Source organism: Halosimplex pelagicum (genome assembly GCF_013415905.1).
GTDB classification, from domain to species: domain Archaea; phylum Halobacteriota; class Halobacteria; order Halobacteriales; family Haloarculaceae; genus Halosimplex; species Halosimplex pelagicum.
This window is the reverse complement of the sequence record NZ_CP058909.1, coordinates 1,362,979-1,387,549: the sequence shown is the minus strand read 5'-3', so window position 1 is coordinate 1,387,549 and position 24,571 is coordinate 1,362,979. Positions and strand designations below refer to the sequence as shown.

The 24,571-nt window shown below is 60.9% G+C and carries 22 protein-coding genes and 1 pseudogene; 9 read left to right on the top strand and 14 right to left on the bottom strand.

Features of this window, described 5'->3' with window-relative positions; translation table 11 throughout:
* Positions 1-49: 49 nt before the first annotated feature.
* The 3 genes from HZS54_RS06920 to HZS54_RS06910 are packed head-to-tail and all read right to left on the bottom strand — an operon-like array spanning position 50 to position 2,692.
* A complete protein-coding gene (locus tag HZS54_RS06920) occupies positions 50-1,360 on the bottom strand; it encodes an outer membrane protein assembly factor BamB family protein (RefSeq protein WP_179921303.1) in 1,311 nt (436 codons plus the stop codon).
* Positions 1,357-1,893, bottom strand: a complete 537-nt coding sequence (locus tag HZS54_RS06915) for a PH domain-containing protein (RefSeq protein ID WP_179921301.1) — start codon at positions 1,891-1,893, stop codon at positions 1,357-1,359. Before HZS54_RS06915 ends, HZS54_RS06920 begins: the two co-directional genes overlap by 4 nt.
* Before the next feature lies 1 nt (position 1,894).
* Positions 1,895-2,692 carry a hypothetical protein gene (locus HZS54_RS06910; protein ID WP_179921299.1) on the bottom strand — a complete coding sequence of 266 codons (798 nt, stop codon included), beginning with the start codon at positions 2,690-2,692 and terminating at the stop codon, positions 1,895-1,897.
* 94 nt (positions 2,693-2,786) lie between these two features.
* On the opposite strand from HZS54_RS06910, the gene HZS54_RS06905 reads away from it, so the two are divergent.
* From HZS54_RS06905 to HZS54_RS06890, 4 genes are all read left to right on the top strand, one after another.
* Positions 2,787-3,308 (top strand): hypothetical protein, encoded by a 522-nt coding sequence (locus HZS54_RS06905; protein WP_179921297.1) that lies wholly within the window; start codon positions 2,787-2,789, stop codon positions 3,306-3,308.
* Positions 3,309-3,750: 442 nt separating this feature from the next.
* The gene (locus HZS54_RS06900; protein ID WP_179921295.1) at positions 3,751-4,740 is read left to right on the top strand and encodes an outer membrane protein assembly factor BamB family protein; all 990 of its coding nucleotides are present in this window, start codon (positions 3,751-3,753) and stop codon (positions 4,738-4,740) included.
* 261 nt (positions 4,741-5,001) lie between these two features.
* Positions 5,002-5,970 carry an outer membrane protein assembly factor BamB family protein gene (locus HZS54_RS06895; protein ID WP_179921293.1) on the top strand — a complete coding sequence of 323 codons (969 nt, stop codon included), beginning with the start codon at positions 5,002-5,004 and terminating at the stop codon, positions 5,968-5,970.
* A 127-nt stretch (positions 5,971-6,097) separates the two neighbouring features.
* Complete coding sequence (locus HZS54_RS06890) at positions 6,098-6,856, top strand: creatininase family protein (RefSeq protein ID WP_179921291.1); 759 nt, start codon at positions 6,098-6,100, stop codon at positions 6,854-6,856.
* Between the two features lie 176 nt (positions 6,857-7,032).
* On the opposite strand, the gene HZS54_RS06885 is transcribed toward HZS54_RS06890, so the two are convergent.
* The 7 genes from HZS54_RS06885 to HZS54_RS06855 all read right to left on the bottom strand — a co-directional run bounded on the left by HZS54_RS06885 (position 7,033) and on the right by HZS54_RS06855 (position 11,931).
* Complete coding sequence (locus HZS54_RS06885; protein ID WP_179921289.1) at positions 7,033-7,362, bottom strand: type II toxin-antitoxin system PemK/MazF family toxin; 330 nt, start codon at positions 7,360-7,362, stop codon at positions 7,033-7,035.
* A gap of 1 nt (position 7,363) precedes the next feature.
* Positions 7,364-7,675 (bottom strand): MarR family transcriptional regulator, encoded by a 312-nt coding sequence (locus tag HZS54_RS06880; protein WP_246391707.1) that lies wholly within the window; start codon positions 7,673-7,675, stop codon positions 7,364-7,366.
* Positions 7,676-8,082: 407 nt separating this feature from the next.
* On the bottom strand, positions 8,083-8,934 hold the full coding sequence (locus HZS54_RS06875) for a magnetosome magnetite crystal formation protein family (protein WP_179921285.1): 852 nt from the start codon (positions 8,932-8,934) through the stop codon (positions 8,083-8,085).
* 9 nt (positions 8,935-8,943) lie between these two features.
* Positions 8,944-9,387, bottom strand: a complete 444-nt coding sequence (locus tag HZS54_RS06870) for a DUF4870 domain-containing protein (protein ID WP_179921283.1) — start codon at positions 9,385-9,387, stop codon at positions 8,944-8,946.
* A gap of 46 nt (positions 9,388-9,433) precedes the next feature.
* Positions 9,434-10,024 carry a helix-turn-helix domain-containing protein gene (locus HZS54_RS06865; protein WP_179921280.1) on the bottom strand — a complete coding sequence of 197 codons (591 nt, stop codon included), beginning with the start codon at positions 10,022-10,024 and terminating at the stop codon, positions 9,434-9,436.
* A gap of 577 nt (positions 10,025-10,601) precedes the next feature.
* Positions 10,602-11,153, bottom strand: a complete 552-nt coding sequence (locus tag HZS54_RS06860) for a helix-turn-helix transcriptional regulator (RefSeq protein ID WP_179921278.1) — start codon at positions 11,151-11,153, stop codon at positions 10,602-10,604.
* Positions 11,154-11,274: 121 nt separating this feature from the next.
* Complete coding sequence (locus HZS54_RS06855) at positions 11,275-11,931, bottom strand: hypothetical protein (RefSeq protein WP_179921276.1); 657 nt, start codon at positions 11,929-11,931, stop codon at positions 11,275-11,277.
* A gap of 305 nt (positions 11,932-12,236) precedes the next feature.
* On the opposite strand from HZS54_RS06855, the gene HZS54_RS06850 reads away from it, so the two are divergent.
* The gene (locus HZS54_RS06850; protein ID WP_179921274.1) at positions 12,237-13,199 is read left to right on the top strand and encodes a hypothetical protein; all 963 of its coding nucleotides are present in this window, start codon (positions 12,237-12,239) and stop codon (positions 13,197-13,199) included.
* A 314-nt stretch (positions 13,200-13,513) separates the two neighbouring features.
* A pseudogene (locus HZS54_RS26640) lies at positions 13,514-13,621 on the top strand (RNA-guided endonuclease InsQ/TnpB family protein); the annotation flags it as partial.
* A 158-nt stretch (positions 13,622-13,779) separates the two neighbouring features.
* Here HZS54_RS26640 and HZS54_RS06845 read toward each other — a convergent pair.
* Together HZS54_RS06845 and HZS54_RS06840 are read right to left on the bottom strand one after the other, a co-directional pair.
* Positions 13,780-14,160 (bottom strand): hypothetical protein, encoded by a 381-nt coding sequence (locus HZS54_RS06845; protein WP_179921272.1) that lies wholly within the window; start codon positions 14,158-14,160, stop codon positions 13,780-13,782.
* Between the two features lie 904 nt (positions 14,161-15,064).
* Entirely contained in the window at positions 15,065-16,138 is a 1,074-nt protein-coding gene (locus tag HZS54_RS06840) for a glycosyltransferase family 2 protein (RefSeq protein WP_179921270.1), read from the bottom strand.
* 380 nt (positions 16,139-16,518) lie between these two features.
* Between HZS54_RS06840 and HZS54_RS06835 the strand changes: the two genes are divergently transcribed.
* From HZS54_RS06835 to HZS54_RS06825, 3 genes are all read left to right on the top strand, one after another.
* Positions 16,519-16,752, top strand: coding sequence for a hypothetical protein (locus tag HZS54_RS06835; protein ID WP_179921268.1), 234 nt, complete (start codon positions 16,519-16,521; stop codon positions 16,750-16,752).
* An 85-nt stretch (positions 16,753-16,837) separates the two neighbouring features.
* Positions 16,838-18,385 carry an alkaline phosphatase family protein gene (locus HZS54_RS06830; RefSeq protein WP_179921266.1) on the top strand — a complete coding sequence of 516 codons (1,548 nt, stop codon included), beginning with the start codon at positions 16,838-16,840 and terminating at the stop codon, positions 18,383-18,385.
* 678 nt (positions 18,386-19,063) lie between these two features.
* The gene (locus tag HZS54_RS06825) at positions 19,064-19,720 is read left to right on the top strand and encodes a DUF7504 family protein (protein WP_179921264.1); all 657 of its coding nucleotides are present in this window, start codon (positions 19,064-19,066) and stop codon (positions 19,718-19,720) included.
* Between the two features lie 13 nt (positions 19,721-19,733).
* Here HZS54_RS06825 and HZS54_RS06820 read toward each other — a convergent pair whose 3' ends face one another.
* On the bottom strand, positions 19,734-21,398 hold the full coding sequence (locus HZS54_RS06820; protein ID WP_179921262.1) for a hypothetical protein: 1,665 nt from the start codon (positions 21,396-21,398) through the stop codon (positions 19,734-19,736).
* On the bottom strand, positions 21,395-24,466 hold the full coding sequence (locus tag HZS54_RS06815; protein WP_179921260.1) for an ABC transporter permease: 3,072 nt from the start codon (positions 24,464-24,466) through the stop codon (positions 21,395-21,397). The genes HZS54_RS06820 and HZS54_RS06815 overlap by 4 nt, the downstream gene beginning before the upstream one ends.
* Between the last annotated feature and the right edge of the window lie 105 nt (positions 24,467-24,571).

Genomic DNA, 24,571 nt, shown 5'->3' with positions numbered 1-24,571 from the left:
CAGCGTTGCCGCGACACTGACTTGTCGTCGATGTCGGCGTTTGACCCTGTCATGGCTGTTCAAGTGCACGGATATGAGCGTCGCTCGTCGTCACGAACACAGTCTCCCCAGCGACTGCGAGACCGTCTTCGACGCCGGTCCCGTCAACCGAAGTTCCACCAAGCGAGAGATCACCGACTGTCGTTGCATCACCGGTAGAAATATCGGTCTTGTAGAGCGTTTGGTTCGAGAGGTACCAGAACGTTCCGTCGTCGAAGCACGTTGCGTTGTACCGCCCTGACCCGACAGTCGTTGCCCAAATGACATTTTCCGTTGAATTGCTGATGCCTTGGAGTTCCGATCCACGGGTCACCACAATAGTCCCGTTGGCAGTACCGTAGAGGCGACCGATCTGAGAGTCCGTGACCTCCGTGTGGATATCGCCCGTCCGGGCGTTAATGCGCATGTGGTGGTTACTGCTGTTATACGCCAAACACGTTCCATCAGCAACGGCGATCTGGGGATTGACTGAACTCGCATCCGAGTCGCGCTCGACGTACCACAGTCGGTCACCTGTGGCGGCGTCGAATCCCGCGAACGCCCACGGCGGGGAGCCGTGTTTGCCAGTCGGATGAAGACCGACACAGATGGTATCACCGTCGTGATCGATAGCCACGCGCGGTTTGTCGCTGGGTGCTGTCCACTGGTACTCCCCTGTGTCCGGGTCGAGCGCTCTCACACCACCCTGAACCCCACACTGATACACCGCATCGTCGGCAATGACCTGCGCACGGATACCGCTCTCGACGCCCGCCTGCTTCCGATACGTGACAGTACCGTCGTCAACGGCGACGCCGAGTTGCTCCTCAAACCCGGTTGCGACGGCGACGCCGTCAAGTACCGACAGTCCCTTGTTGAGTTTCGTCTCGCTGCTGACGGACCACTGTTCCGCGCCAGTCTCGATATCAAACGCGTAGACGTGTCGATCGAGGCTGGTCGCGATCACAGTCTCGTCGACGACGACCGGCCCTGCAATGAATGGTGCCTGTGCATTCGCTATCCATCTGGTTCCGGGCGGTAGTGCTGGTGTCTCTGTCGGCTGTGACTGAGTGGTGGAATCTTCGGTAGTCCGATCCCTACTGGACGTCTTGGTTTCATTGGGCGTCTCGGGATCATCGGTCGCCTCAAACTGGTCCGGTGTCGGTCCGGATTCAGTGGTCGTTTCAGGCCGATCCGATGTCGGTCTAGGTTTATTTGCTGTCGTGTCGGCCTCCGAGAACTGCAGACAACCACCGAGACTGACGCTCGCCGCGATGGCAGCTAAGTACTGGCGTTTGCTCGCTGTGGCAGTACTGTTATCCGTCTGGTCGACCCCCCTCATTCCGATTCCGTTCGGTCAATGCACGTTCGAATGGTCTCGTAGACAGTCTGGGGTTCATCCACGTTTTCGAGTCGGAGCGGTCCGAGCCCACGGTTCATCGAGATCGTCCCGTATCCGAGCAACGACTGAACGCGGTTCTGGTTCAGCTCGTGACTCCGGACTTTGTCGAATCTGACGCCCTTCGAGTGAGTCCGGTAGAGTAGCTCATAGCGTTGCTCGACACGATTCCCCGTGACGACGTACCGTGTCCTCGTCAAGACGAGCGTCCGAACCAAAAACCGAATTGTCAGTACCAACCCAAGCAGGAGGACGATAAGGGCTGCTGTGTTGGTGATATCCGGAGATCCGAGCGCTTGCGGATCGAACTGGAGGTACCCAAACAGTCCGAGACTGAGCAACAGGACGAGCCCCAATCGGATCAACGTGGGTTTCGTCGTTGGGTTCGTCTCAAGGACGACGCTCTCCTGTTCGCTCTCCTCCTGTGCGTCCGACTGCTCCGTCGTGTCCGTGGTTTGTGTATCGAGTTGTGACATCTTATGTGAATCCGAGTGTGTATGCGAGGACCGAACCAGTGACGTAGACGGCTGGGGAGAGCGCAACGGCGGCGACCGCGATGAGCGCGTTACTCCGCGTTGCTCGATGGTTGATTCGTGCACCGAGGTACAGGGAAAACAGGTAATACAACAACGCGACCGAAAGCAACGCCAGTATCCACTGCCCTTCCGTTGAGAGGGCGTTCGCAGCTATCTCCTCGGGCCTGCCGCCCGGGAGTTCTAGGTCCGCACCTAGCAGATCGATAATGGCGTAGACGAACGACGCCTGAAGGTTCCGAACGAGTACCCGGGCACCGCTCACGCCGGCCTGGTTAGTCAGATACCACACGCCGGAGAATACCGCAACCAGATACGCGCTCGTCGTGTACACGACGGTATGCACGCTCTGGACGATATCTCGCGAATCTCGCACGATGAGCACGCCGACGTGGAACGTCACCAACGTGATGGCAGTGGCCATCGTGATGTACAGCGAGTTCTGGACGAACGCGACCAGTAACTGCCAACCGGCCGTCGGATCGATGCCGGATGCGCTGACGAGATTCCGAAACCAGCCTGGCGACTGTTGTGTCGGCTGGACGCCGATGCCCGCAAGTGTCAGCGGTATCGCGTATGCAACGAGATTGATGATATAGACACCGAGGAGCGAGCCCATTTGGCGGACCATGCCAAGTCTCGATGTTGCGTACGAGTCCGTCTGAAATTCGACGAACCGATGTGGGCGAATAACTGCATCAAACGCCCCGCGTACGACCGCTCCGATACCCCTGACTGCCATATGATACCCAACTGTACACAGATTGTATAATTTATGGTCCTAACCTAATTTCCGAGCGGGCCTTTTTTGGGAACGGTCGACAGATAGGCATGGCATGGCTGATCGCGCTAGCAGAGCACATTTCGTCGTCGCTGTCACCGTGCCGCTCTGGATTGACGGCCTCGTGCTTGGCTATCTATTCGAACTCGCGACGTTAGTTGAATTACTGTGGGCTTGTTGGGCCGCGTCGCTACTCCTTCTCCCGGCTGTTATCATTGACAGCCCGCAGAGCGGCGGTGACTCGTGGCCGACCCTCGGAGGACTCTGCCTCCCGGTTCTCAATCTCGTTACGGGAGCGATCTACGCATTCGACCAGTTTCGCACTCGACACGGCGAGGCCGGACAAGACAACCACGGCTTGATCTCATTTATCGCCGTCTCTGCGAGCGTTCTGTCAGTAGTCATCGCGCCGTACGTGTTCGGATTTCTAGCACTCGGCGCGGGCTTCTGGGTCCGACAACAGTATAGCAGCCGAGAAGGTGCGCTGTTGCTGACGACTGCCGGGACCACTATGTTGTTCGGGCTGACACTGAACGTGGTCGTATTTCTATTCCTGCGTCCGGGACCGGTTCTGTAGTTCCGGTGTTCAGGTCGGGCGTTCGACTCGGTCAGGTGACGCCCCGTAGACGGGTTCAGATCATGAAAGGATGGCGACTGTCGACGGACGCGAATACTCAGAACTAGAGATGGCCTCAACCCCACTAGACCAACCTTGATCCCTCCGAATCCGAACTGATCGAAAATGACACAAGACACCAGAAGAACGAGCTAGCGTGTCGGCCATGCCGGATAGCTCATACAGACGGCGGACCTTGCTCGCTACGGTCGGTAGTGGGTTACTCACGGGGTGTCTCAGGACAGCCACAACCACGACTGAGACAGCAACCCAAATAGAGCGTCCACAAGCCCAGACTGAATCTGAAACGCCCGCATCACCAACGCTAACACCAACGTCGACGCCAACGGCGACCAAGACTGAGACGCCTGCTTCCCCTGTCTCGTTCTCCCGAGAGTGGAGCGTGTTCTTCGAACCGACCGGCGAGGCGTTCGTCGACGGCGAGACAATCTATGTAGGCTCTCGAGATGGCGTTCGTGCGGTCGCAACGACCGACGGAACCCAACGCTGGCAGACCGACCAAGACCGTATCTCGTTAATCGGCGCAACCGATACGACGGCTCTGTACTACGCTTCGTTCCTCGAAAGCGGCGTGTACCGAGCGAATCTGCAGACCGGCGCGGTTGAATCGTCGTCCGATTTCGGCCCAGTGGGTGGCCCCCCCGCGGTCACCGACGAGGTCATCGTAGTCGGGACAGACTACAACGCCGCCGGTGAGCAAGAGAACGAACTCGTCGGGTTATCGAAATCAGGTCTTAATGAGAACTGGTCAGTGACCGAGGTCGGACGATCCTATACAGGTGGTATCGGGTACGGTGACCAGGCGATCGTCGGCTTCGGAATGGGTGATCAACCGCGTATCGAGTCACGCGATCCAGTCACGGGGGAACTCAACTGGGCCGTCAACGGTTACGTAACGGCACCGATCCGGGCCCATGAAGACACGCTGTACGTTCCGATTGCTGGGGACGGCGTCGAGCTCCTAAAGATAGCACCGGATGGAACCGTGGCATGGCGGCATCTCCTCGAAGAGCGCCGGGCCACTCAGTATGTATATACTGCGGCGCCTGCGTTTCATGATGGTCGCGCGTATCTCGCATCCTATCACCAACTTCACGCACTCGATATCCAGACTGGGGAGGTCGTCTGGACAGCGCAAACGGACAATCCCCTCGAATCGACACCGGCGATTGTCGGTGACTACGTCTGGGTAGCTCCCACTGCATCAAGCGATGAAGAGCGCAACCGTACACTGCTGGGGTTCGAGATCGAGACCGGCGAACAGCAAGTCCAGACGCAGTTCGCTGCTTCGACACAAGGCACCTTTGAGTTGGGTTCGCGCTTAGGAGTCCGCATGGAAAATCAGCTGGTCGCCTTTTCGGTCGAGGCCTAAGGAATGAACCGACGCCACCTTCTCTCCATCTTTGCTGGGCTCAGTACGTCTGGGTGTCTCACATTCCAAGAATCAACGGGTCCATCAAGTCCGTCAGGTTCAGAACAGCCGAGTGGGACGTCTGAGTCATTGAACCCCAAACAACAGGGGACGGCTACGTCAACCTCACCCACTTCGGAGGGATCGACTGGAACTCCTGAATCATCGCGTCCTATACAACAGGGAACGTCCACGCCGGCTTACGCGACGACTGAAGCGGAGATGACCACGGTACAGTCGTTCACGAACAACCTCACTGCGCTTACGTCACACGGCCCGTCCTACGCATTCGCGACTGGCGACCAGATACAGGTCCGGGACTTTGGGTCGTCGAAACCGACCACAACGATCGCGAGTCCGGGGAGTAGTGCGGTCCTCGAATTAACCGACTCCACGCTCACCCTCGGCGTCACGCCGAGAGAGACAGAGCGATCGACGATTTACCGGTTCGACCCGGAGACCGGGGAGCAGCGTACACAAGCGCAACTCACCGGAGATATTGAGCTCATCACGGAAGTCGGAGATGCGCTCGTCTGTGGAACTGTGGAGTCCAGTGACGACGACGGGAGATCCGTCAACCGGATCTCTCTTTTAGAGACGGCGGACCTCTCGCAACGATGGACAAACACAGTCAGGAACAAAGCCTTCCCAGGAGAAACAGCCCAGATCGATGAAACGCTCCACATCGGATTCGAAAACTTCCTCGTCGGATTCGACATGGCTGATGGGACGATCCAGTATCGGTCACCGCTTAACGTCGGATACCCGACAGCGTACGAGGGCGATCTCATCGCAGATGCGGACCGCAAACTCCGTCGGATCAACCTCCAGACATTGGGCTACGAGTGGAGCACTGGAACAGAGGTAAGCGGCCGACCAGTGATCGTCGGCGACCTCGTCGCTGTCCCGACGACGAACGGGATTCTCGCGGCCGATCGCGAAAGTGGCGAGAAGTATTGGTCACGCACTTTAGAGGACGTGAGTGGTTTCACACCCGAGTTACTGGCCTATCATGGCGGCCTCTTCTGGTATGGGACTGCCGATGAGCAACTGTATGGCTTGGTACCGACAACTGGCGAAACTGCTTTTTCAATGGCCGGAGATATCGACTTCCTTGTAGCGACCATCAACGGGGTGGTCCTCCATTCTGACTTCGAGATCATGGAGCTGACCGTTTCGGCAGCCGAGTGACCGGCTTGGTGACCCATACAGTTTGTCGCTCGGCACTCTCTCGAGATTTCGTACGCCGTTGTTTTCGGCCCTGATCAATCTCAGATTGTACAAATATTTACTATTCAAATGAGACAGACGAAAACGCATGCCCTCTCGGAAATCCGTATGCCTTGAGGAGATGGTCTGGCCAGAGGTCGAATCCGCCCTGGAAAATGGAACACAGACAGCGATCGTGGCAGTCGGGTCGATTGAGCAACATGGTCCGCACCTGCCCCTGAATATGGATACGTTGGACGGAGACGAGCTTTCACGCCGAATTGCGACCGAACTGGGCGATGCGCTCGCTGCCCCAACAATCCGTCCCGGCTGTTCGGGCCACCACATGGAGTTCTCCGGGACGATCACCGTCCCACCCGAAACGCTGATGGATGTGATCCGGTCATATTGCCGTTCTCTCGATACCCACGGCTTCAATTACATTGTCCTCATCCCGACCCACGGTGGGAATTTCGGCCCAGTCAATACCGTGGCCCCCGACATCGCTCGGGAACTCGGTGCCACGGTGATTCCACTTGCCGATCTTGACGAACACATGCAACTACTGAACGAGGGGCTTAGCGAAGCCGGCATTGACTACGATCAGGACGTGATCCATGCCGGGGCCGCCGAGACAGCGATGGTTCTAGCTATTGACGAAGGCCTCGTCAAGGCGGAGAACATCGAACCTGGGTACGAAGACGATATCTCGCCAGCCCGCCTGTTGAGTGAGGGTTTCAAATCGGTTTCTGAAAGCGGCGTTCTTGGTGACCCGACAAAAGCAACCACCGAAGCAGGCGAAGTAATCATCCAGAATGTCGTGGAAACGTACGTCAAGCATATCAAAACCGAGCGCGATGGGTTCTAATTAAGCATCAATAGTGACATCCTCGCCCGCGGTAAACGGCAGGGCTTCTACCACGGGGGAATAGTGGGATACCTGCTTTGCAATTCGCTCAGTAGAGGTGAACGACTTAGCGCAGGATATAGTAATCCATCATATAGGTATCGGATTGGCCGTGAATAATATAGAGAATCGATTCATCACAGTACCCGGGTCAGTTCGTGTATACTGTCTGCAACCGTAGTCATGGTTGAGTCGTCGGCCTGCGCCACACGCTTGGTGATCTCTTGGTGGGGAAAGACGTGCAGCGACCACGGACTCACGTAACTCGGATACGTCTTCAGTTCGCCTTCGGTGAGCGAATCGACCGTCAGTTCAACTGCCATCTCCCGCTCGGTCGACGTGATGACCGCAACCGTATACCGATCGCCGAAGAACGGCCGGTTCTGGTTCGAGACGACGAGATACGGTCGGACTCCGCTTTTGAACGTTGCTGGCGCGAGGACGATACTGCCCTGTGCGTAGGCCACCCTACGCGTTCTCTCCTAGATCCGGTGCATCGTCGGTCCACTCGTCGTCGCCGTATGCGTCGTCACCATACTCGGCCTCGATCTGCTGGAGGCTCACTGCGTTCGCGATCTCCGAGGCTGCGACGTCCTCGGCAACCGCCCAGTAGGAATCGACCTTCCGAACGAGGCCCTTCTCTTGAAGTCGGGAGAGGGTCTTGTGGACGCTGGAATGTGGAACGTCAGTCAGTTCCGTTAGTTCCTTCGGGCTGAACCCCATGTCGGGATGGTCGAGCAACACCGTGAGCAGTTCGTGGGCGTTTGTGCCCGGTTTCACGGGCGGCGTGTCCCCTCCACTGGAATCGATTCTGATTGGCATTAGTGTCTGCCTATGTCAGCATCCGTCTGAGAACGTCATAAAATTGTTGCCGTCGAAATATGCTCGTGATCAAGATCTTTATCGACCGATCGATATTCTCTGTTCTCGCCGAACAACCAGTGGTCAACCGCCTCGGGGTCAAGCCCCGAGGCTTGTCAGTGAACTCCCGCTCTACCCGCGCAAGGCGGTCGGTCGGAATTGGCCGTTCGCGTTCACGGTTCCTGACTTGAGGGCCAATTGACTGGTGGCCCGTCCAGCACCAGACTTGAGCCAGTGCTGGACAAGACGCCACCCGATATTCCGAGCGACGTTATTTTATTTCATAGAACTGGGATGGAAAGACCAACAGCTCTGATTGTAGGGTCTCAGTCCATTGTCGTCCACCATCGGACCAGATACACCAGAGAAGATATCCAGAACGCCGCAATGAAGACATACATGGCGTCGCCCGTCGGGTAGACTGAATCAGTGACCGTCGCCAAAAGTACGAACCCGAAGATAGCGATCACGGCTGGAACGCCGAGATAGGCGACGAGGGGCGGCTGCCAGTCAGTATCCGGCGAGCGATGGTGCTCGCCGTGAAGGTACATCCCGACGCCGGTCAGCGGAATCAGAACGGTGATAAGAGCGAGCAACCCGACGGCTGAGAACCAGAACGCGGCATCGTTCGTCGTTCCGAAAAAGACAGCCCAGATGATGAGCGGTGTGGAGATAACGTTCACCAGGATGAGAGCAGGCCACTTTTCGGGCCAGTCAACTCGGGACCCGAATCGATCGACGAACGCCGGCGACAGCGGATATCGCCATGTGGACCCAAATATCGCTTTCCCCATGGCGATGAACCCGACGACGAACGTCCAGAACATCACGACCATCCATAGCATGAACAGGACCGAAATGCCAAGGCTGGCAGCCGCGGTGACCGGTGTGGGAAGAACGACGATATCGGTGAGGCCCTGACCGGTGACCTCCGCGTATGTGACCAGAGATCCGAACGTGACGACCGTCGTCGCTAACACCGTGAGGTGCCAATCAAGTGCGTTGCGAGCGTTTTGTTTGGTGAATTCGTTGGTCGCGAGGAGGTACATGATGGCGGCCCCGACGACACCGGTCGGAATTGCCAGGAAATGGACGAGAATCCCGCCGATAGGTCGTTCCGTAAGGAGGGCTGGTCCGTCAGTACCCGGCGTCGTCTCGTGAGTCTGGTCAGAAGGCATGGGAATTCGTTACTGGAGTCGCTCAATGACGGCGACTGAGCCAGGATATTCCCAGACCGATCCGAAGATCGCCTTCACCGTCGCGACGATCGCATACACAAACGTGAGAAGCATGGCGATCGCCGTGAGGATCAACAGTACTGCACCGACGATTCCGAACACCGTATCGAGCGGTGCCGGAAGCAAGGACAATTCTCTCGGTTCACCGGCGACAGTAATGGTGTCTGCCCCCAGGAAGAATGTGGGAACGGCAACAATCGAGAGTACGAAGACGGTGATATGCCAGTTTAGTGCCTGTCGAGCGTTCGCTCGTGTGAACTCGTGATCCGAGACGGCATAGACAACAGCTGGACCGAGGAATCCGGTAAGTAGTCCTAAGAAGTGGACGAAGACGCCACCAAAGGAGCGTTCATCGAGCAGTTCGGGGCCGGGTGTGCTGGAGGGTGATGACATGGGAATGTGTGGATTGGTTCTGTGACTGATTGATGGGCAGTCTTTGCTACGTCGACGGTAGGAGGGGTATTGGACCGAATCTCGCTCGTATCCACCGGGCGGTCCGCTCGGCGATAAGCAACAGCAGACTCACGATCACCAAATCGAATGCGGTGCCCCAGAGGGTGATATCACTCCGTGTCCCACTGATGTCGGCACCGACAATGGTGAGAGCACCGCCGAGTGCGAACAGAAAGAGGCTCAATTGGAATCCAGCGAGTACGAGGGTGCGGATTCCGGCCGTGTCCGACAGTGTGAGGAATCCGCGGGTGGAGAGCCGATCTAGCGGGGTATCTGCGTTTAGCGCACGCTTCCCTTCGGGCGACAGCGGCCACATCGACTCCGGGTGGTTGATGTAGTACAGGGTGATCGAGTCGGGATACGTCTCGGTCGCGATGACATCGATCTCCTGTAGCTCCCGGAGTCGGTTTCGGACCGTGGCTCGGCTGACATCGGGCTTGATGCGCGCGTGTAGCTGGCGGATCGAAAAGAACGGTCGATCGGATTCGAGCATCGTCTCGACGACGTGCTCCTGCGTGAGCGTGTTGTCGAGGTTCCGATCGATCCGTTCGTCGATCCAGGCCGGAATCTCGGACACGGTGTCATCGCATACTTGGCGGGGGTGATTAAAACGAGGCGGGGATTTCGCCCCCACGAACCGCCGTTTGACGCGCGTGAAACGGTATTCGGCCGTATTCATACACTGAGAAATGGCCGTGTTATCGCCTCTACTCCCACATTCTCCAAAAACGGTGAAGTGTCGGGGTCCGTGACCGCAAAAACGGATTTGACGGGTGCATTAGTGTGTGCTCCGACACCAAGTTATAACCGAGTACAGGTGCAAAACCCACGACTTTAGTCGTGGGATACGCGCCGTAAGCTTGATTGAACAACTGACCGTAGTGTGTTTCGTGCGTGGAAAACTGGCAGTTGACTCGGTGTCTGCCACGGCGAGAGCCGATACCAAACAAGTAAGCCGACCACGCCGACCGACACAAAACAAGATACCTCGAAGCCCCACGCGGGGTACGAGTACCGGCTCCGTGGCGGAGCCAGTGCCGTCGGTCACAAAGCTTAGATTCCCAACCTTCAGGATTGACCTGCCCGGCCGACACCGGGTGGGAAGCCCTCGACTTTAGTCGTGGAAGCACGTCACATCTGAGATAGACTTCTGGCTATTGTAGCAAGACAATATTCCCGACGCCGCGGCGTTTCCGCTCAACAAGGTTCTTTGCTTCGAGGTTGTCGAGGGCTCTGCTGACAGTCGCCTTTGAACAGTCCGTCCGTTCGACGATCTCACTTTGCGGGAGGACCCCATCAGCATCCAAGACTGCCCTGTAGATTGCTTCTTCGCGGTCACTGAGTTTTTGGGCGGTTTCTTTCCATTCCTGTCGTCTAGTTTCAATTATGTTATCTTTCTCCAGCGAATCTCTCTCACGAGGATTCGGCTGGTCTGTATCTGTCGAGGCATGATCAGCATTCGAATCATCTGGTGTGTTAAGGAAGAGATACATGCCGCTACTGCCGAACACACACGATACGGCGGCAATTGAAAGGGTTTCCCAGAACTGCGGAGATGCCAGTTCGAGCGTTGCGCTCCTCTCGCTACCGATGACAACGATAGATGATGGCGACAGTACTACCACAACGAGCACGACCGTAGCGGTGATAAACACGCCTGTACTGATTGCGTACCTGCGTTGAATGGAGGGCAAGTTCATGGTCATCTCGATAAGGGTTATTTCCAGATAGTAGCTCGACTCCTCAACTGATCCGGAGTCCGATACATTTGGGCAGAACTGGCCTGCCCGTCTAAATCCAAGCTTCGGTACATTGTGATTTTACGGCTCACCGACCTGTTGGATCGAACTGAACCACTGTTTCGACTGTCTCTCGATCGAGGTTGACGACCACACTGTACCGGGTATCTGACTCGGTCTGGTCGATGACGACGACTACACGATCTTCGCTAACCGGTCGGTCAGCTCGCTTAAAAACAACTGAATTCTCGGTTGCGTTCTCTTGAACACTGAAGTCGGCATTCGTAGCTATCGTCAAGTACTCGTGTCGCGTTCTCGTATCGGCGCCGATGACTGCTGCCTGTCTGTTTGACATTGTCTCGAACACGGGATAGATCGTATAGAGAGCCGATGTAGCGCTCCCTTCGCGATCGACGATCGACCCGTCGCTCGCGACAATTTGTTTGGCCAGTTCACGCTGTGACGTATCGAGTGTCGGCAGATCTCGAGGTTTGGCGCTCACAAAGACTTGGCCGTCGACAGTCGTGATTTCGATCCGTTCCATCCGACTTACGTCTTCAAGCACTGGCTTGGAGTTCGTGCCATCGTCAAGGATAAGGGCGCTATCCCGAAGTTCGATTTCGTGGGTCGGATCGGCCGTAAGCGCGGATGTGACGCCCGTGACGCTCAGGAAGACTGCAATACTGACTCCGAGCGCGACGAACGCGGAGAGCAGTACGATCCGGGAGGGCTTGCTTGACCGCATATCCCGAGTACCAGACCCACCAGGATATGAAGGTGTTGCATTCTATGGCCTGAAACGGCTGAAACAGCCGCTGAAACGCGTTTCACGGCCGTTTCACGGCCGTTTCCAACTGGAATTTACAAACTCTTTCATATAACACCCTTGTGTCGCAATCGGAAGCCGCCATGGGGATTCGACAAGAAAGATAGCGACCATCACACGCGTCAATCGATCCCCACTGGACCTTGTCGGTCCAGTCCGTCGGCTCCACCGATTGCCGTCCACACCAATGACACGACACAGCCCCCGAAACCGGAGTGATCGAAATGAATCGTGAGTACAAACTAGCAGGATATGCGCTCGCAGCAGCATTCATCCTGTTCACCGCAAGCGGCGTTATCGTTGTTTCGGGACTCTCCTCAACCGAGACTGGCCCAGCTACCGACGAGCCACTAGAATCTGACGTGCCCACTGACAACGGTACCACGAATCTCAGTGTGACGAATACGACACAGTTCGACATCTCCGTGACCGGTACCTCGAACGGTACCGTGACGTTCACGAACCAAGCGCCAGCGTGCAGTGGTACATCACCTGCCGGTATGCCGAATCTGACGCGAACCGATATGCAGGTCGATCAAACGACTGTCACACTAGTTTCAGACGATGAGACGCCGTTACAGACGATCGAGCGCCAGCGATTCGCAAAAGTAGTCTGGACCCACGCATCGGATCGTGTCGCATTGAGCAAGTACGATCACGTCGATGTCCGAGTCAACCAGTATTACGAATCGACCGCTCGAGAGCAGCCGCTCGGTGTCGCCGGGGTTACCGTCCGACCTGCGAGCGGTTGTCTTCCTACAGTGACTGGTGAGATCAATCTCACCAGCGAAACCATGGATATCCACGGTACACTCCCCGCGCTTGACGATCTTGAGTTGGCAGTCACCGACGATATCGGTGTCGTAGACAATGGTGAGTCCGGCCTCCTAGAGCAGCTCTTAGTCGCTGACGAGCAAGTGAGTTACATGATCCAAAACCAGTTCGACGACCCTGCCACGCTAAATGCGACCGTCGTGGAAGCGTCGAACGATGGTGAGGTTGACCTGGAGCTAACGGCATCTGGGACTGACAGTCGGGCCGTCCTCGTGACAGTGGATCTCGAAGCGGAAACCGTCGTTCGAGCGACAGTGGTGATTGATATCGAGATGTCAGACATCGAGATGAACGAGACCAACGGAACGGCGACAACGATCGCCGTCGAAAACGCCACGACCGCCAATCCCTAAACCCACGCGTGGTGGATCCCGTTTTTCGCGTATAGAGTCCTGTTTCTATGCTGCCCGATATAGGGATGGTCGATACAGAGTCAAGACTAACCGTGGAACTCGATCGGCGATAGATTTCTTGACTTAATGATATTTAACCGTGACAGCAGCCCTGATCCATCAGTTGCCAAGCGAATCAACAAGCCCGACGGCCACACCACTGACGAACAACCCAGCAAACAGTAATGTCAAAACGACGTTGGTCTGCTGGATCGCAATGATTCCACCACTGATCCCGGCCAGTACGAGGAAGACCGCTGCTGCCCAAGCTTTGATCAACGCCTGTGGAGACTGCGCTCCCTGTGGATACGTCCGTGTCTGCAAAGCGCGTCGTAGAAACAGGAAGCCCCACCCTCAAGCGCGAGCCGGCAGGCGAGCGGTAGGGTGGGGTAGTTCACGTCTCTCAAGCGTTACCCGTGCATGCCCCACTTCCCCAGTGGGGCGCTTTTCGTGTAGTTGCACCCCGCGAATGCCTGCAGCGGCAAGCTTTCGACGGACTAATGTTCGGGGTCAGAGGACCCCCCACTTTGACTGGTAGTCTTCAATCGGATGACTCGGGATCGAGATACGAGTCATAGGCGACTCGAACGGCTTCTGGGGAACGATACTGGCGCCATTCGGCGATCGCTGTGCTGACAATCAAGAATGCAACGAGTACGGCAGCGACTGTCTTCGAATCGGTTGGGTCAATGCGGTCCCACACCCGGTGGAACCAGAAGACATCGGTCACGGGCGATGTTTGGTGAATTCGATGGAGTTGTTGTTTGGCGATGGGGCTCACCCAGTGAAAGTCAGGCACCATTGCCCACCCGCCGCCGACCAAAATAGCCGTTCGCGGATACCATACTGTTGGAAGCAGGAACGTGACAAGGAGAGTCGTCATCCCTGCTCCAAAAGCGAAATGCGCGAGCGCTATCGACATTTCGTAGTGATAGACTGGATTGTCACTTAGTTCCTAGTTAGGCACTGGATCGTTCCCAACAGCCGCTTCCCCCTTCTTATCGACTATATTATAGTACTCTAACACCCCGGGAAATCGTTCCTGCAAAGGCACGGATCAGTCGTACTCTCGGTAAACTCTTCAGCTGTATCCTCGCGTGCCGTCTCGACTGCTTCGGATAGGGCCTCGTCATCAACGCGTTCTCGGAGGGCGTCAAGCCGATGCTGTAGGAATCGGGCGGAACGGAGCGGATTCCGAACCGTCTTTCGGCGGCGGCCTGTCCGCCCACCTAACGAGGTCGTTCGAAAATCGCAGATTTTCGTGATCACGAGAGACGGAGTCTCTCGGACGACAGTATCCGAAAGGACAGTCGGTGAACATCACATCCTCGAAGGGTATGCCAACATGCCGACTGCTCGAAGCGAACACCACGATACCCCCGACTCTGTTGACGCCTGCTGGCGCCCCCGTGGCAAAACCAACATCGGGACGCCATACATGGTCGAGGATAGGGGTACCGGCCATTTGGCAGGCCAGCAGTCCACAGTCCGACGCTGTGGGACTACCCGCGCCCGAACGGTCTGGGAGTCCGCCAATTGGACTGCAAACCTAAAACACCTACCGCTCGGGATTCCTCCGCGTGAACGCGGAGGAGGATGATCTTCGAGACAGGCGGTATCTTCGCCAATCGATAGCTTCTACGCGTCAGCCATGTTCCCGATCTGGAATGTGTCGTCGACCAGAAACTCGAAGAGCAGCTCCAAGATCTGGGCTACATGGACGCCTCGTGACCCCACCTACGGCCGACCTCGGTGGCAGCTGACTTCGCTGGGGCCGACCGACACGCTACGACCGCCAGCCCTTCTCGTTTCCGGGTGGCGAACCGTCACCGGATCCAGGTGACGACGATGGTCCGGGCGAGGCCGACGGCGTAGCCCAGCCCCGGTTTCTTCGTCTCGCCGGCTTCCCGCTCGCGAATGGTGACGGGTACCTCCCGGATGCGGAGACCGTTCTTGCGGGCCTCGATGATGAGCTCCGGCGCGGAGAACCGTTCCTCGGTAAGCGTTAGCTCCCCGAGGCGGTCGCCGCGGATCGCACGGTAGCCGTTCGTGCAGTCGGTGATGTCGGCCCTGGTGAGACGGTTGATGAGCCACGTGAACGCTCGGATGCCGCCGCGGCGAGTTATCGAGTTACCCGAGCGGTCGCGGCCGCGGTAGCGCGATCCCATGACGTAGTCGGCATCGCCGTCGACGACCGGCGAGACGAGCGCGTCAAGCTGGTCGACCGGGTGTTGCCCGTCGGCGTCCATCGTCACGACCACGTCGGCGCCGTGTTTTCGGGCGATCTCGAAGCCGGTCTTCAGCGCGCCGCCCTGGCCCTGGTTGAGCGGGTGTTCGACGACGATAGCGTTGCGGGCCTCGGCGGCCCGCCGCGTCCGGTCGTCGGAACCGTCCGAGACGACGACCGCCCGCACGACGTGGTCGCGGACGGTCTCGGGAAACGAGTCCAGTACGTCGCCGACGGTGTCGGCCTCGTTGTACGCGGGGATCACGACGTACACCGTTCGCCGGTCGGGGTCGTCGTCGAGTGGGGCCTGTTCGACGGCCAACTCACGCGTGAGATCGTTGACGACCGCCCGGGTCGCGCCGATCCGGCTCACGAGATAAAGGATCAGGAAGAGGAAGGTGGCGTTGGCGAAGATCTGGATGAGAAGGAACCGGCTCTCGAGGTTAAACGCAGTCGCTAGCGCGCCGTACAGGCCGGGCGCAAGTCCGACGGTCAGCAGCCCAATCGCGAGCGCGAGCGCGAGGCCGAACTCCGTCTTCGAGAAGGTCGTCCGGTACCTGTCGAAGCCCCACAGGAGGGCGACGATGGCCAGGCCGACGAACAGCAGCGTCAGCGCCTCGTTGTCGAGCCCGGGGAGGACTCCGGGGACGACCCCGGCGGGAACGACTGCCATACCTGTTAGTACCCCCGAGTGTCTGCCGCTTATATCCCGCGATCCGTGGGTATAACTCCGGTGGTAGATCCGGTTCATGACCGTCGGGTTCGGCGGTCGACCGTCGACCGCGGTCGTGTTAAGTTACGCATGATTCCACCAGACAGCGTGAGCTTGGAGCTACGTTTCGGCGGCTGACTCGCCGACTTCGCTGGGGTGCTGCCCTCGTTCACCGCCGATTCGGCCAGCGTCTTCCGCTGACTCTCCGGCCGTCCCGCGGTCGTCAGGGTCTACGTTCTGGGGTAGCTGGGAACCCTGATGGTCTTCCTCGGGCTGCGGGTCTTGCTACTGCTCACGGGCCTCGGAGAGAGGAGGTCGCACCCGCTGCCCTCCTGCCGGTCGTGCTCGTCACGGCCTACAGCGTGACCGTCCTGCCGCTGACCCCCGGCGGGGTCGGCGTCACGGTGGTCTCGGCGACGGCTGTCCTCCTCGCGCTCGGCGTCGCACCGGAACTCGCGCCGGTTGTCGTCCTCGTCGACCGGACGTTCGGCGTCTACCTCCCCGCGGTGATCGGCTGGCTCCCCGCTGCGAACGTCGACCTCGGTGACCTGCTCGCGCGCGGCGGCGACGGGTGAGGACGACCGCTCGCGGCGTCGTCGGTCTCGAACCGAAGTTCGGAGGTGCGAAACGTATTTCCGCCGGCCTCACGGGATTCCGACAATGACGCGGACCTTCGTTGTCGGGCTCGACGGCGCCAGCTGGCTGCTGACCGAGCCCTGGATCGAAGAGGGGCTCCTCCCCAACCTCGCCGCGCTCCGCGAGTCGGGCACCTACGCGACCAGCCGCAGTTGCCTCCCGCCGGTCACCTATCCGAACTGGAAGTGCTACGCCTCCGGGAAGAATCCCGGCAAGCATAGCGTCTACTGGTGGGAACGCATCGACCTCGCCGACGAGCGAATCGACATCATGAGCAGCAGCGACTACAAGACCGCCGAGCTGTGGGATTACCTCAACGCCGACGGCCAGCGCGCGGCCGTCGTCAACATGCCGTCGATGTATCCACCCCGGGAGATCGACGGGTACGTGGTCTCGGGGGGACCGGACGCCGTCGAAGGCGAGTACCGCTCGCTCGATACCGGCTACACCCACCCGCCCGAGTTCGAGGCGGAACTCTCCGACCGCTACGACTATCAGGTTCACCCCGACCCCCTCCTCTCGTCGAACGACGAGCGCGGCGCCGAGGTCGAGGAGATCCTGCGCCTGTTCGAGCTCCGATTACAGGTCGCGAAGGACCTCTTTCTGGAGGAGGACCTGGAGTTCACGCACGTCACGCTGTTCTACCTGAACGTGTTGCATCACTTCTTCTGGGACGAGGAACCGACCAGGCGGGCGTGGCAACTGGTCGATGAGTGGCTCGGCGAACTCGCGGAGCTGGACGACACCAACCTCGTGGTCATGTCCGACCACGGCGCGGCGGCGACGACGACGGAGTTCTACGTCAACGAGTGGCTCGCCGAGAACGGCTATCTCACCCGTGCGAGCGGCGTCGAGGACTACTTCCAACAGGTGGGGCTCACCCGCGAGAACGCGCTGGACGTGGCCAAGCGCTTCGGGATCGTCGACGTCCTCGCGAAGACGGTCCCCGAGAGCGTTCAGGAACTCGTCCCCCAGAGCGCGGGGGCCAAACGCGAGCGCAAGATGGAACTGATCGTGCCCGAGCAGACGAAGGCGCTGGCCAGCGGCCAGGGGCCGATCTACGTCAACCCCCGGTTCGACGTGGCGTCGGTCCGCGAGGACCTCATCGCCGACCTGAAGGAGGTCACCGACGAGAACGGCGAGCCGCTGTTCACCGGCGTCTACCGCGCCGAATCGGTGTACGACGGGCCCTACGTCGACATCGGGCCGGACGTGGTCGTCGACCAGCGCCCGGGCGTCCACGTCAACGACGGGATGGGCGGTGACGCCGTCCAGACCGAACCCGACCGCTGGGCCGCCGAGAACACGCCGACAGGTATCTTCGTCGCCGACGGGCCGGACTTCCGGTCCCGCGGCGAGATCCCCGAGATCGACATCCGCGACATCGCGCCGACGATCCTCGCCGCCCACGGCGTCGACATCCCGACCGACGTGGACGGCGAAGTGCTCGACATCTTCGTCGACGACCCCGACGTGGGCACGCAGGCCCCAATCGACCACGAGGACGCCCGTGCGGGCGGCCCCTCCGAGGAGGTGGCCGACCGCCTGACCGAACTCGGCTACATGGAGTAGCGGCCGGAGTCAGCCACGTACGCCGCGGGCGGGACGAGCCGGGAGCGTCCCCGGATTGACTTTCTTCCCGCCGTGAACGGCGAAGATCCTCCATGGGTAATCCCATCAGTCGATTACCCCGGCTGTGAACTTGCGAGTTCGCTGAAACTAGGTTGGTCACGTGAACGCGATTGTTCCCCATAATTCGCTAGTGTCCAGTCGTGGTCGTTCCACTGCCAGTACGTTCTAGGGACCGCGCTTGGTTTCGACGTGGGTCAGCCAGTCGGTCAGTGTCGACAGACGAGGCCGTTCGTGCGCGAATCTGATTCGGACAGTTCCGCGACCTCATTCTGAAATGCGCTGTCAGAAACATCAAACTCAGTTTCGCCACTCAACACCCAGAAATTACGCGTTTAAACAAGGCCCAGACCAGGGATGAACAAGCGTATCGCTGAGTTCATCTCGCTTGTTTCGCCGGTTCGGAGAAACAGATCGGTACCACACATGGCACTCTGAGATAGATCTTCGAGAGGGAGTCGTACGTATTGCCCTTGATTTGCGAACCGGTAAGAATTACAAATTAAGCTACCCACCGCTAGATAGTCGTTGGTAGTGTACAAACCGATCGTCGTGACTCCTGACCTTGATTAGGCTTTGATGTACTCGTTTCGCGGATACTCTGCCGGTAGACGTAGACTTATGGACATGAAAATGAATGGTAATTCTAACTTCGAAATAATGTGCATAATCGCCGATCGGGCCGAAATGAGTGTCCACCCAGGCGACAGCGTACTCGTCTGCTGCCCGTCGCTTCGGGAGGAACAGACGCAGGTCTGTCTAGACTTACTGACGCCGACGGCGCCGGAGGAAATCAACGCGCTCTCAGTCTTGTTCACCCGGTCCCCGGACGAGTATCTCGCGGCGTGGCAGCAGCACGTAGGAACGTATCCGGCACGGAACCGTATCATTACTGTTGACGCCGACGCTCGCTCGAAACCGGCATCGACAGATGCACAGGAAAGCTCGTCAGATAGAGAAATCGAGCGCGTTACGTCACCACAGAACCTCACTCGGCTGGGCGTCCGGGTCTCGGATTGTCTCGACGAGTGGACCGAAACAGCGTCCGACCGGCAAGTCGTCATCTGTTTCGAGTCCGTGTCCGCACTCTTACAGTACGTCGATCTCGATCAGGCGTTCAAATTCCTCCGTGTCCTCACCGATCGATGCCAGGAGATCGGCGCCATCGGACACTACCATATGGACCGACGCGCACACGACGAACAGACGATTGCGACACTCGCCGAGTTGTTCGATACTGTGATCGAATATCAGGGAGGAGAGTGGACGACCCGATAGCCCGAGAGAGATCCTAACACTGACTTCTCGACACTCGACGTGGTTTGAGGACAGTTAGCGTCTGGGTCGACCCGCCGTGATAGACTCGGTGAGAGCCGTGATGTAACGACCGAAATCGATCCGATGCAACTGTGGCTGGAGGCTGAGGGAAGAACTGAGCGCCGACGGTCACCCACGAGTCCTTGGTTACGACGGGACAGCTCGGTGGTAGCGCATCGGGATTAGTGATCCAGTCGTACAGCGGCGTCTCGGTCCCAGAGACATTCGTCGAGTGGTAGTTGGTGATCCTGACGAGGTGGTTGTCACTCGTCCACGGGCCCTCGACGTGGTCGTGGGCGAACGTCGAGGCGGTAAACTCCCCGGTCGTCGTTACCCCCTTGTAGGGGTGCAACGAGAGCCCGGCGAATGCGACGGGGATACTGACCGCGACGGCGACGACAAGAGCGCAGACGGCGAGCGTTCGGACGCGCCGTCGGTCGGGAGCGACCGACCGGACGGCGACGGCACACCCGACCGCGGCGAGCGCCAACACGGGGAGGTGCAGGAACCAGTGGGTTCGAACCGCCGTGTCGAGATACGCCGGCGTCAGCGCGGCCGAGAGGGCAAACCCGATCAGTGCAAGCGGCCCCGCGGCAAGGGCGACCACGGCGACGTTCGATTCGGTCGTTCGATGGAGGAACGGGTACGCCCAGACGGCGACGAGTATCGGCACGAGCAAAGGGAGCGCCGGGAGAAGGGTCCCACGCGTCGTCGTGGGGGTTCCTGGGAAGACTGGGGAGACGGCGTTGACCGCCAACAGAGCGAACAGCGTCAGGAACGGGGCAGCGAGCAGGACCCGTTGCGTACGGGGGCGCGAGCGCGACACGAGCGCGACGACGGTGAAACAGAGGATCAGCCACGCGACCAGCAGCCCGGGTGCGGCCGTGAGGCGGCCGGTCTGGGTGAGCTGCGCCGTCGTAAGCCGGGCAAGGCCGATGTTATAGGCCGCGAAGTACCCCCAGAACCCGACTGCGAGCGCGAGTGCCGCGGACGCGGGGACTTGGCTTCGGGTCCGCGGGAGCGCCGCCAGCCCGGCGAGGACCAGCAGGGTGAGTCCGAGGACGAACCCTTCGAGGTTGTGCAGCGGCGGGACGACCAGTAGCGCGGGTAGTGCGACGAGGAACCAGCGCCGGTCGTCCGACCAGAGCGCGGCGACGACGGAGACGACGGCGATCGCGAGCAGGGAGAGCCCCGGCGTCTGCTCGTCGACAGGCATCGACCGATAGAGGTAGATCCCCTCAACAGCGAGCAGGAGGGTCGCGAGAAGTCCTGCGAACCGGGCACGGTCGGGAGCCAGGCCGAGGTGACGGCTCGTTCGCGTGGCGAGTGCGCCCGCAACCAGTGCGGGGACGGTTCCGACGACGGCGATCAACGGCTGGGCGAGCGCGACGCTGCGGACGCCGGTGACGGACTGGGCAACGGCGAGAAGGGCGCCGAATCCCAGGTCGTCGGTGGCCATGATCGACAGTGGAAAGTGGCCAGTCCGGACGGTCCGGTGGACGTTGCGCGCGTGGACGAGCCCGTCGGGGTTGAACGGGAGTGGCGACTGCCACAGCGGGAGCGCGCGGAGGGCGACCCCGACCGCGAAGACTGCCGTCAACGCTGCGAGCGTGCGGCGCGGCGTCCAGCGACCCCTCACGGGTCGCCTCCGTCCGGTCGGCGGCGGTCGTCACCGGGCTCCCCGTCGAGTCCGGCCGTCGGGGGGAGCGCGGTTTCGGAGCTGTCGGCGGCCTCGGCCCCACTGGCGGTGTCGCCACCGAACAGCGCCGCGGGCGGGCGACGGACGAACGCGATCGCCGGGACCAGGACGCCGACGAAGACGAGCGCGAGTGCGACGCCGGCGACGAGGGCCAGTCGGCCCGGCGTGAACGCGGGAACGACGGCGATCCCGAAGAAGACGAGCACCCCCTGTGACGCCAGGACGAGGAGCGCCGCGGCGCCGGCCGCCACACCGAGCGCGACGCCGACGACGCCGACGAGGAGGCCGTCACGACAGAGGAGTCCGATCACCCGGCGTGGTGAGGCGCCCGTCGCGCGGTAGATCCCCAGCGTGCGTTCTCGGGCGTGGATCGTCCGGGCGAGCGAGGCGACGAGCGTGCCGCTCACCATCAGCCCGGCGAGCGCGACCAGCGCGCCGACGATCACCTGTAGATTGCCGAACACCGTCGCGATCGCGACGCCCAGCCCACCCCCCTCCGCGACATCGGCGTTGCGGAGTGCAACCGTCGAGACGCCGTCGCCGCCGGCCACCCGGTAGGTCGTCCCGTCGACGCGGCTGCCGTTGAGCGCCAGCGCGACGGCGTACTCTCCGCGCGGTTGGCGCGAGAGTGGGAGCGACCACGCGGTCGAGTCACCCGGGCCGACCGCGACGGACCGCTCGTCGGCAGTCCCAGGTCCACGAAGGGTAACCGTCCGACGAGCGGTCCGGTTCCACGGGTTCGAGAGCCGGACCGTCGCTGTCGGTGCGGTGAGTTCGCTCACGTTCCGCGGGCGGACGCGGACCGTCGTTCCGAGCCGGCGCGTCGCGTTCGGGTCGACGGCGACCGTCCGCTCGGCCGTCCGCTCGCCCGCCGTCGCACGGACCGTGGCCTCGCCGGCTGCCGGGAACGGGACGCGGACCCGCCCATCCCGACCGACCGATTCCGTCCGGTTCCCGACCGCGACCGTCGCGTTCGCGGCGGGCGCGCCGGCGACCGTCCGCACCCGAACGACTGGGGAACTCCCCGGGGGGACCGCGTCGGGCAGTCCCTGGATGAGGAGCGCGCCGGGCGACCGGACCGTCACTGTCTGGCTGCGGTTTCCGACCGAGAGCCGGTAACTTCCCGCTGACGGGACGGGAAGCGTGAACCGAATCTCCCGTCGCTCGCTCGGGTCGAGCGCGACCGAGCGCGTGCGCCGCTCCTCGCCGAGCGTGACCGCGAGCGTTCGTGTCGCCGCCTCGTCGGCCACGTTGACGAGCGAAACGTTGACACCGACCGTCGGCGTCGTCACCGGCCGGTCGACGGTGACATCGAGGACCTGCACCCCTTCGGCCGGCGCATCGTCGCCGAGAGCGCGTTCGAGGCGGACGAAGTTGACCGACCCATCGTCTCTGGTCGAGAGATGTTGGCCGGCTGCGAGCGGCACGAGCAGTTGGTCGTCGTAGGCGCCGGGCGCGTCGTAGCGGCCGACGACCGTGACGCGTTCGAGCGTTGGGTGCAGCCCGCTCCCGACGACCACCGTATCGCCGACCGCGAGGCCGTGTGTGCGTGCGAGGTCGCTCCCCACCATCGCCTCGTCGCGCTCTCGGGAGGGGTGACCGCGACGCAGTTCGGCATCCGTGACCGCCGCAAAGTCGTCGTAACGGGCGCCTCTGACGATCGTCGGTCGGTCGTCAATGACGCCAAACAGCAAGATCTCCGGGCTCGCAGCGATCCCCGCGTCCCGGAAGGCATCGGCGTGTGACTGGGGCACGCTGCTGGCGATCGGGTGGATCGCGCCCGACTCCAGTACCGTCGCGCTCGATCCGCCCGCGAGCGGGCCGGCCACGGCACCGCCCGAGAGGACCAGCAGGACGAGCGTCGCGAAGACGGCAATCGTCGCCGCCGTGGGAACGGCGGCCCGCCAGTCGAGCACGCGGGGCTGGAGGGGGGCGGGCAGGCCGACGCCGAGTCGCCGCCCGAGCAAGGAGCGCCCATCACTGCCCGACGGGTAAGTGAGCGCCGCGGGCGGCCGTCGGACTGCCGGGAACGCCGCCGCGGCACCGGCGACGAATCCGACGGCGAGTACGGGGAGGTACGTGACCGCGAGCAACGCGGCCGCGTCGGCTGACACCCGGGGTGTCAAGGTCGTCGAGAGACCGGCCGAGACGGCGACCGAGGTGACAAGCGAACTGACGACCGTGCCGACCGCGAACCCAACGATGACAGCCGCCAGCGAGAGCAACAGGCCGCGAGTCGCGAACAGCCCGAGCACCCGAGCAGGGGTCGCGCCGGTCGCGCGGACGACCTGGATCGTCTCGATGCGGTCGGTGACGGTCATCCCGACGACGCTCGTGACCGTGACCGTGGCAAGGACGCCCGCGGCGGCGATCAGTAGTCCGAATCCGCGGAGGACCTGCTCGGTCCCGCGCTCGAAAAACAGGAGCGTTCCCCGGAGGACCGTCGTCGACTCGGCGGCGTGGACCGAGTCGTCGCTGTTCCCTGTCGAACTAGTCGGCGGCTCGACGACGAGCGCGCCCGACGGGCCGAGCGTCTCGACGACGCCCGGCCGAGCGACGTACCACCGGTCGGGGAAGAGCCCACCGTCGCCCACTCGCGAGACGGTGAACGCGGTCCGCTCCCCGTCGTGACGGACGGTCGTCGACGGCGCCCCGGGCGAGGGACTGGCGAGGCCGCTGTCGGGTGGGGTCGGGACGACGATACCAAGGTCTCCGGCCCGCCGTCGGTCCGCGGGCGTGACGCCGACGACGAGTCGGCCGGACTCGAGCGTCGCGAACGGGAGCACGAGCGCGTCGTCGCCGCTCGCTCGGCGGGCGCGGTCGACGGACGCGAACTCCCGGATGTCGCCGGCCGGCTGGTACTCGCTGGCCAGATCGGTCGGGCGGTCCTTTGCGGCGGTGTAGAACAGCGCGGCGCCGGTGAGGAAGGCGACGACCGCCGCGAGCGCGACGACCGCGAGCACGTCCCGGCGCGACCAGCGGACGAGCAATACCCGGGAGTAACTCATCGCAAGGTCTGTCGGGACCGTTTCGCCGGGGCTCAGGTGAGTGTTTCGGTGAGTCTACAGGGGGCCGGCGACACCGATGCCGCTCTGACTGGAGGAGCAGGCTTA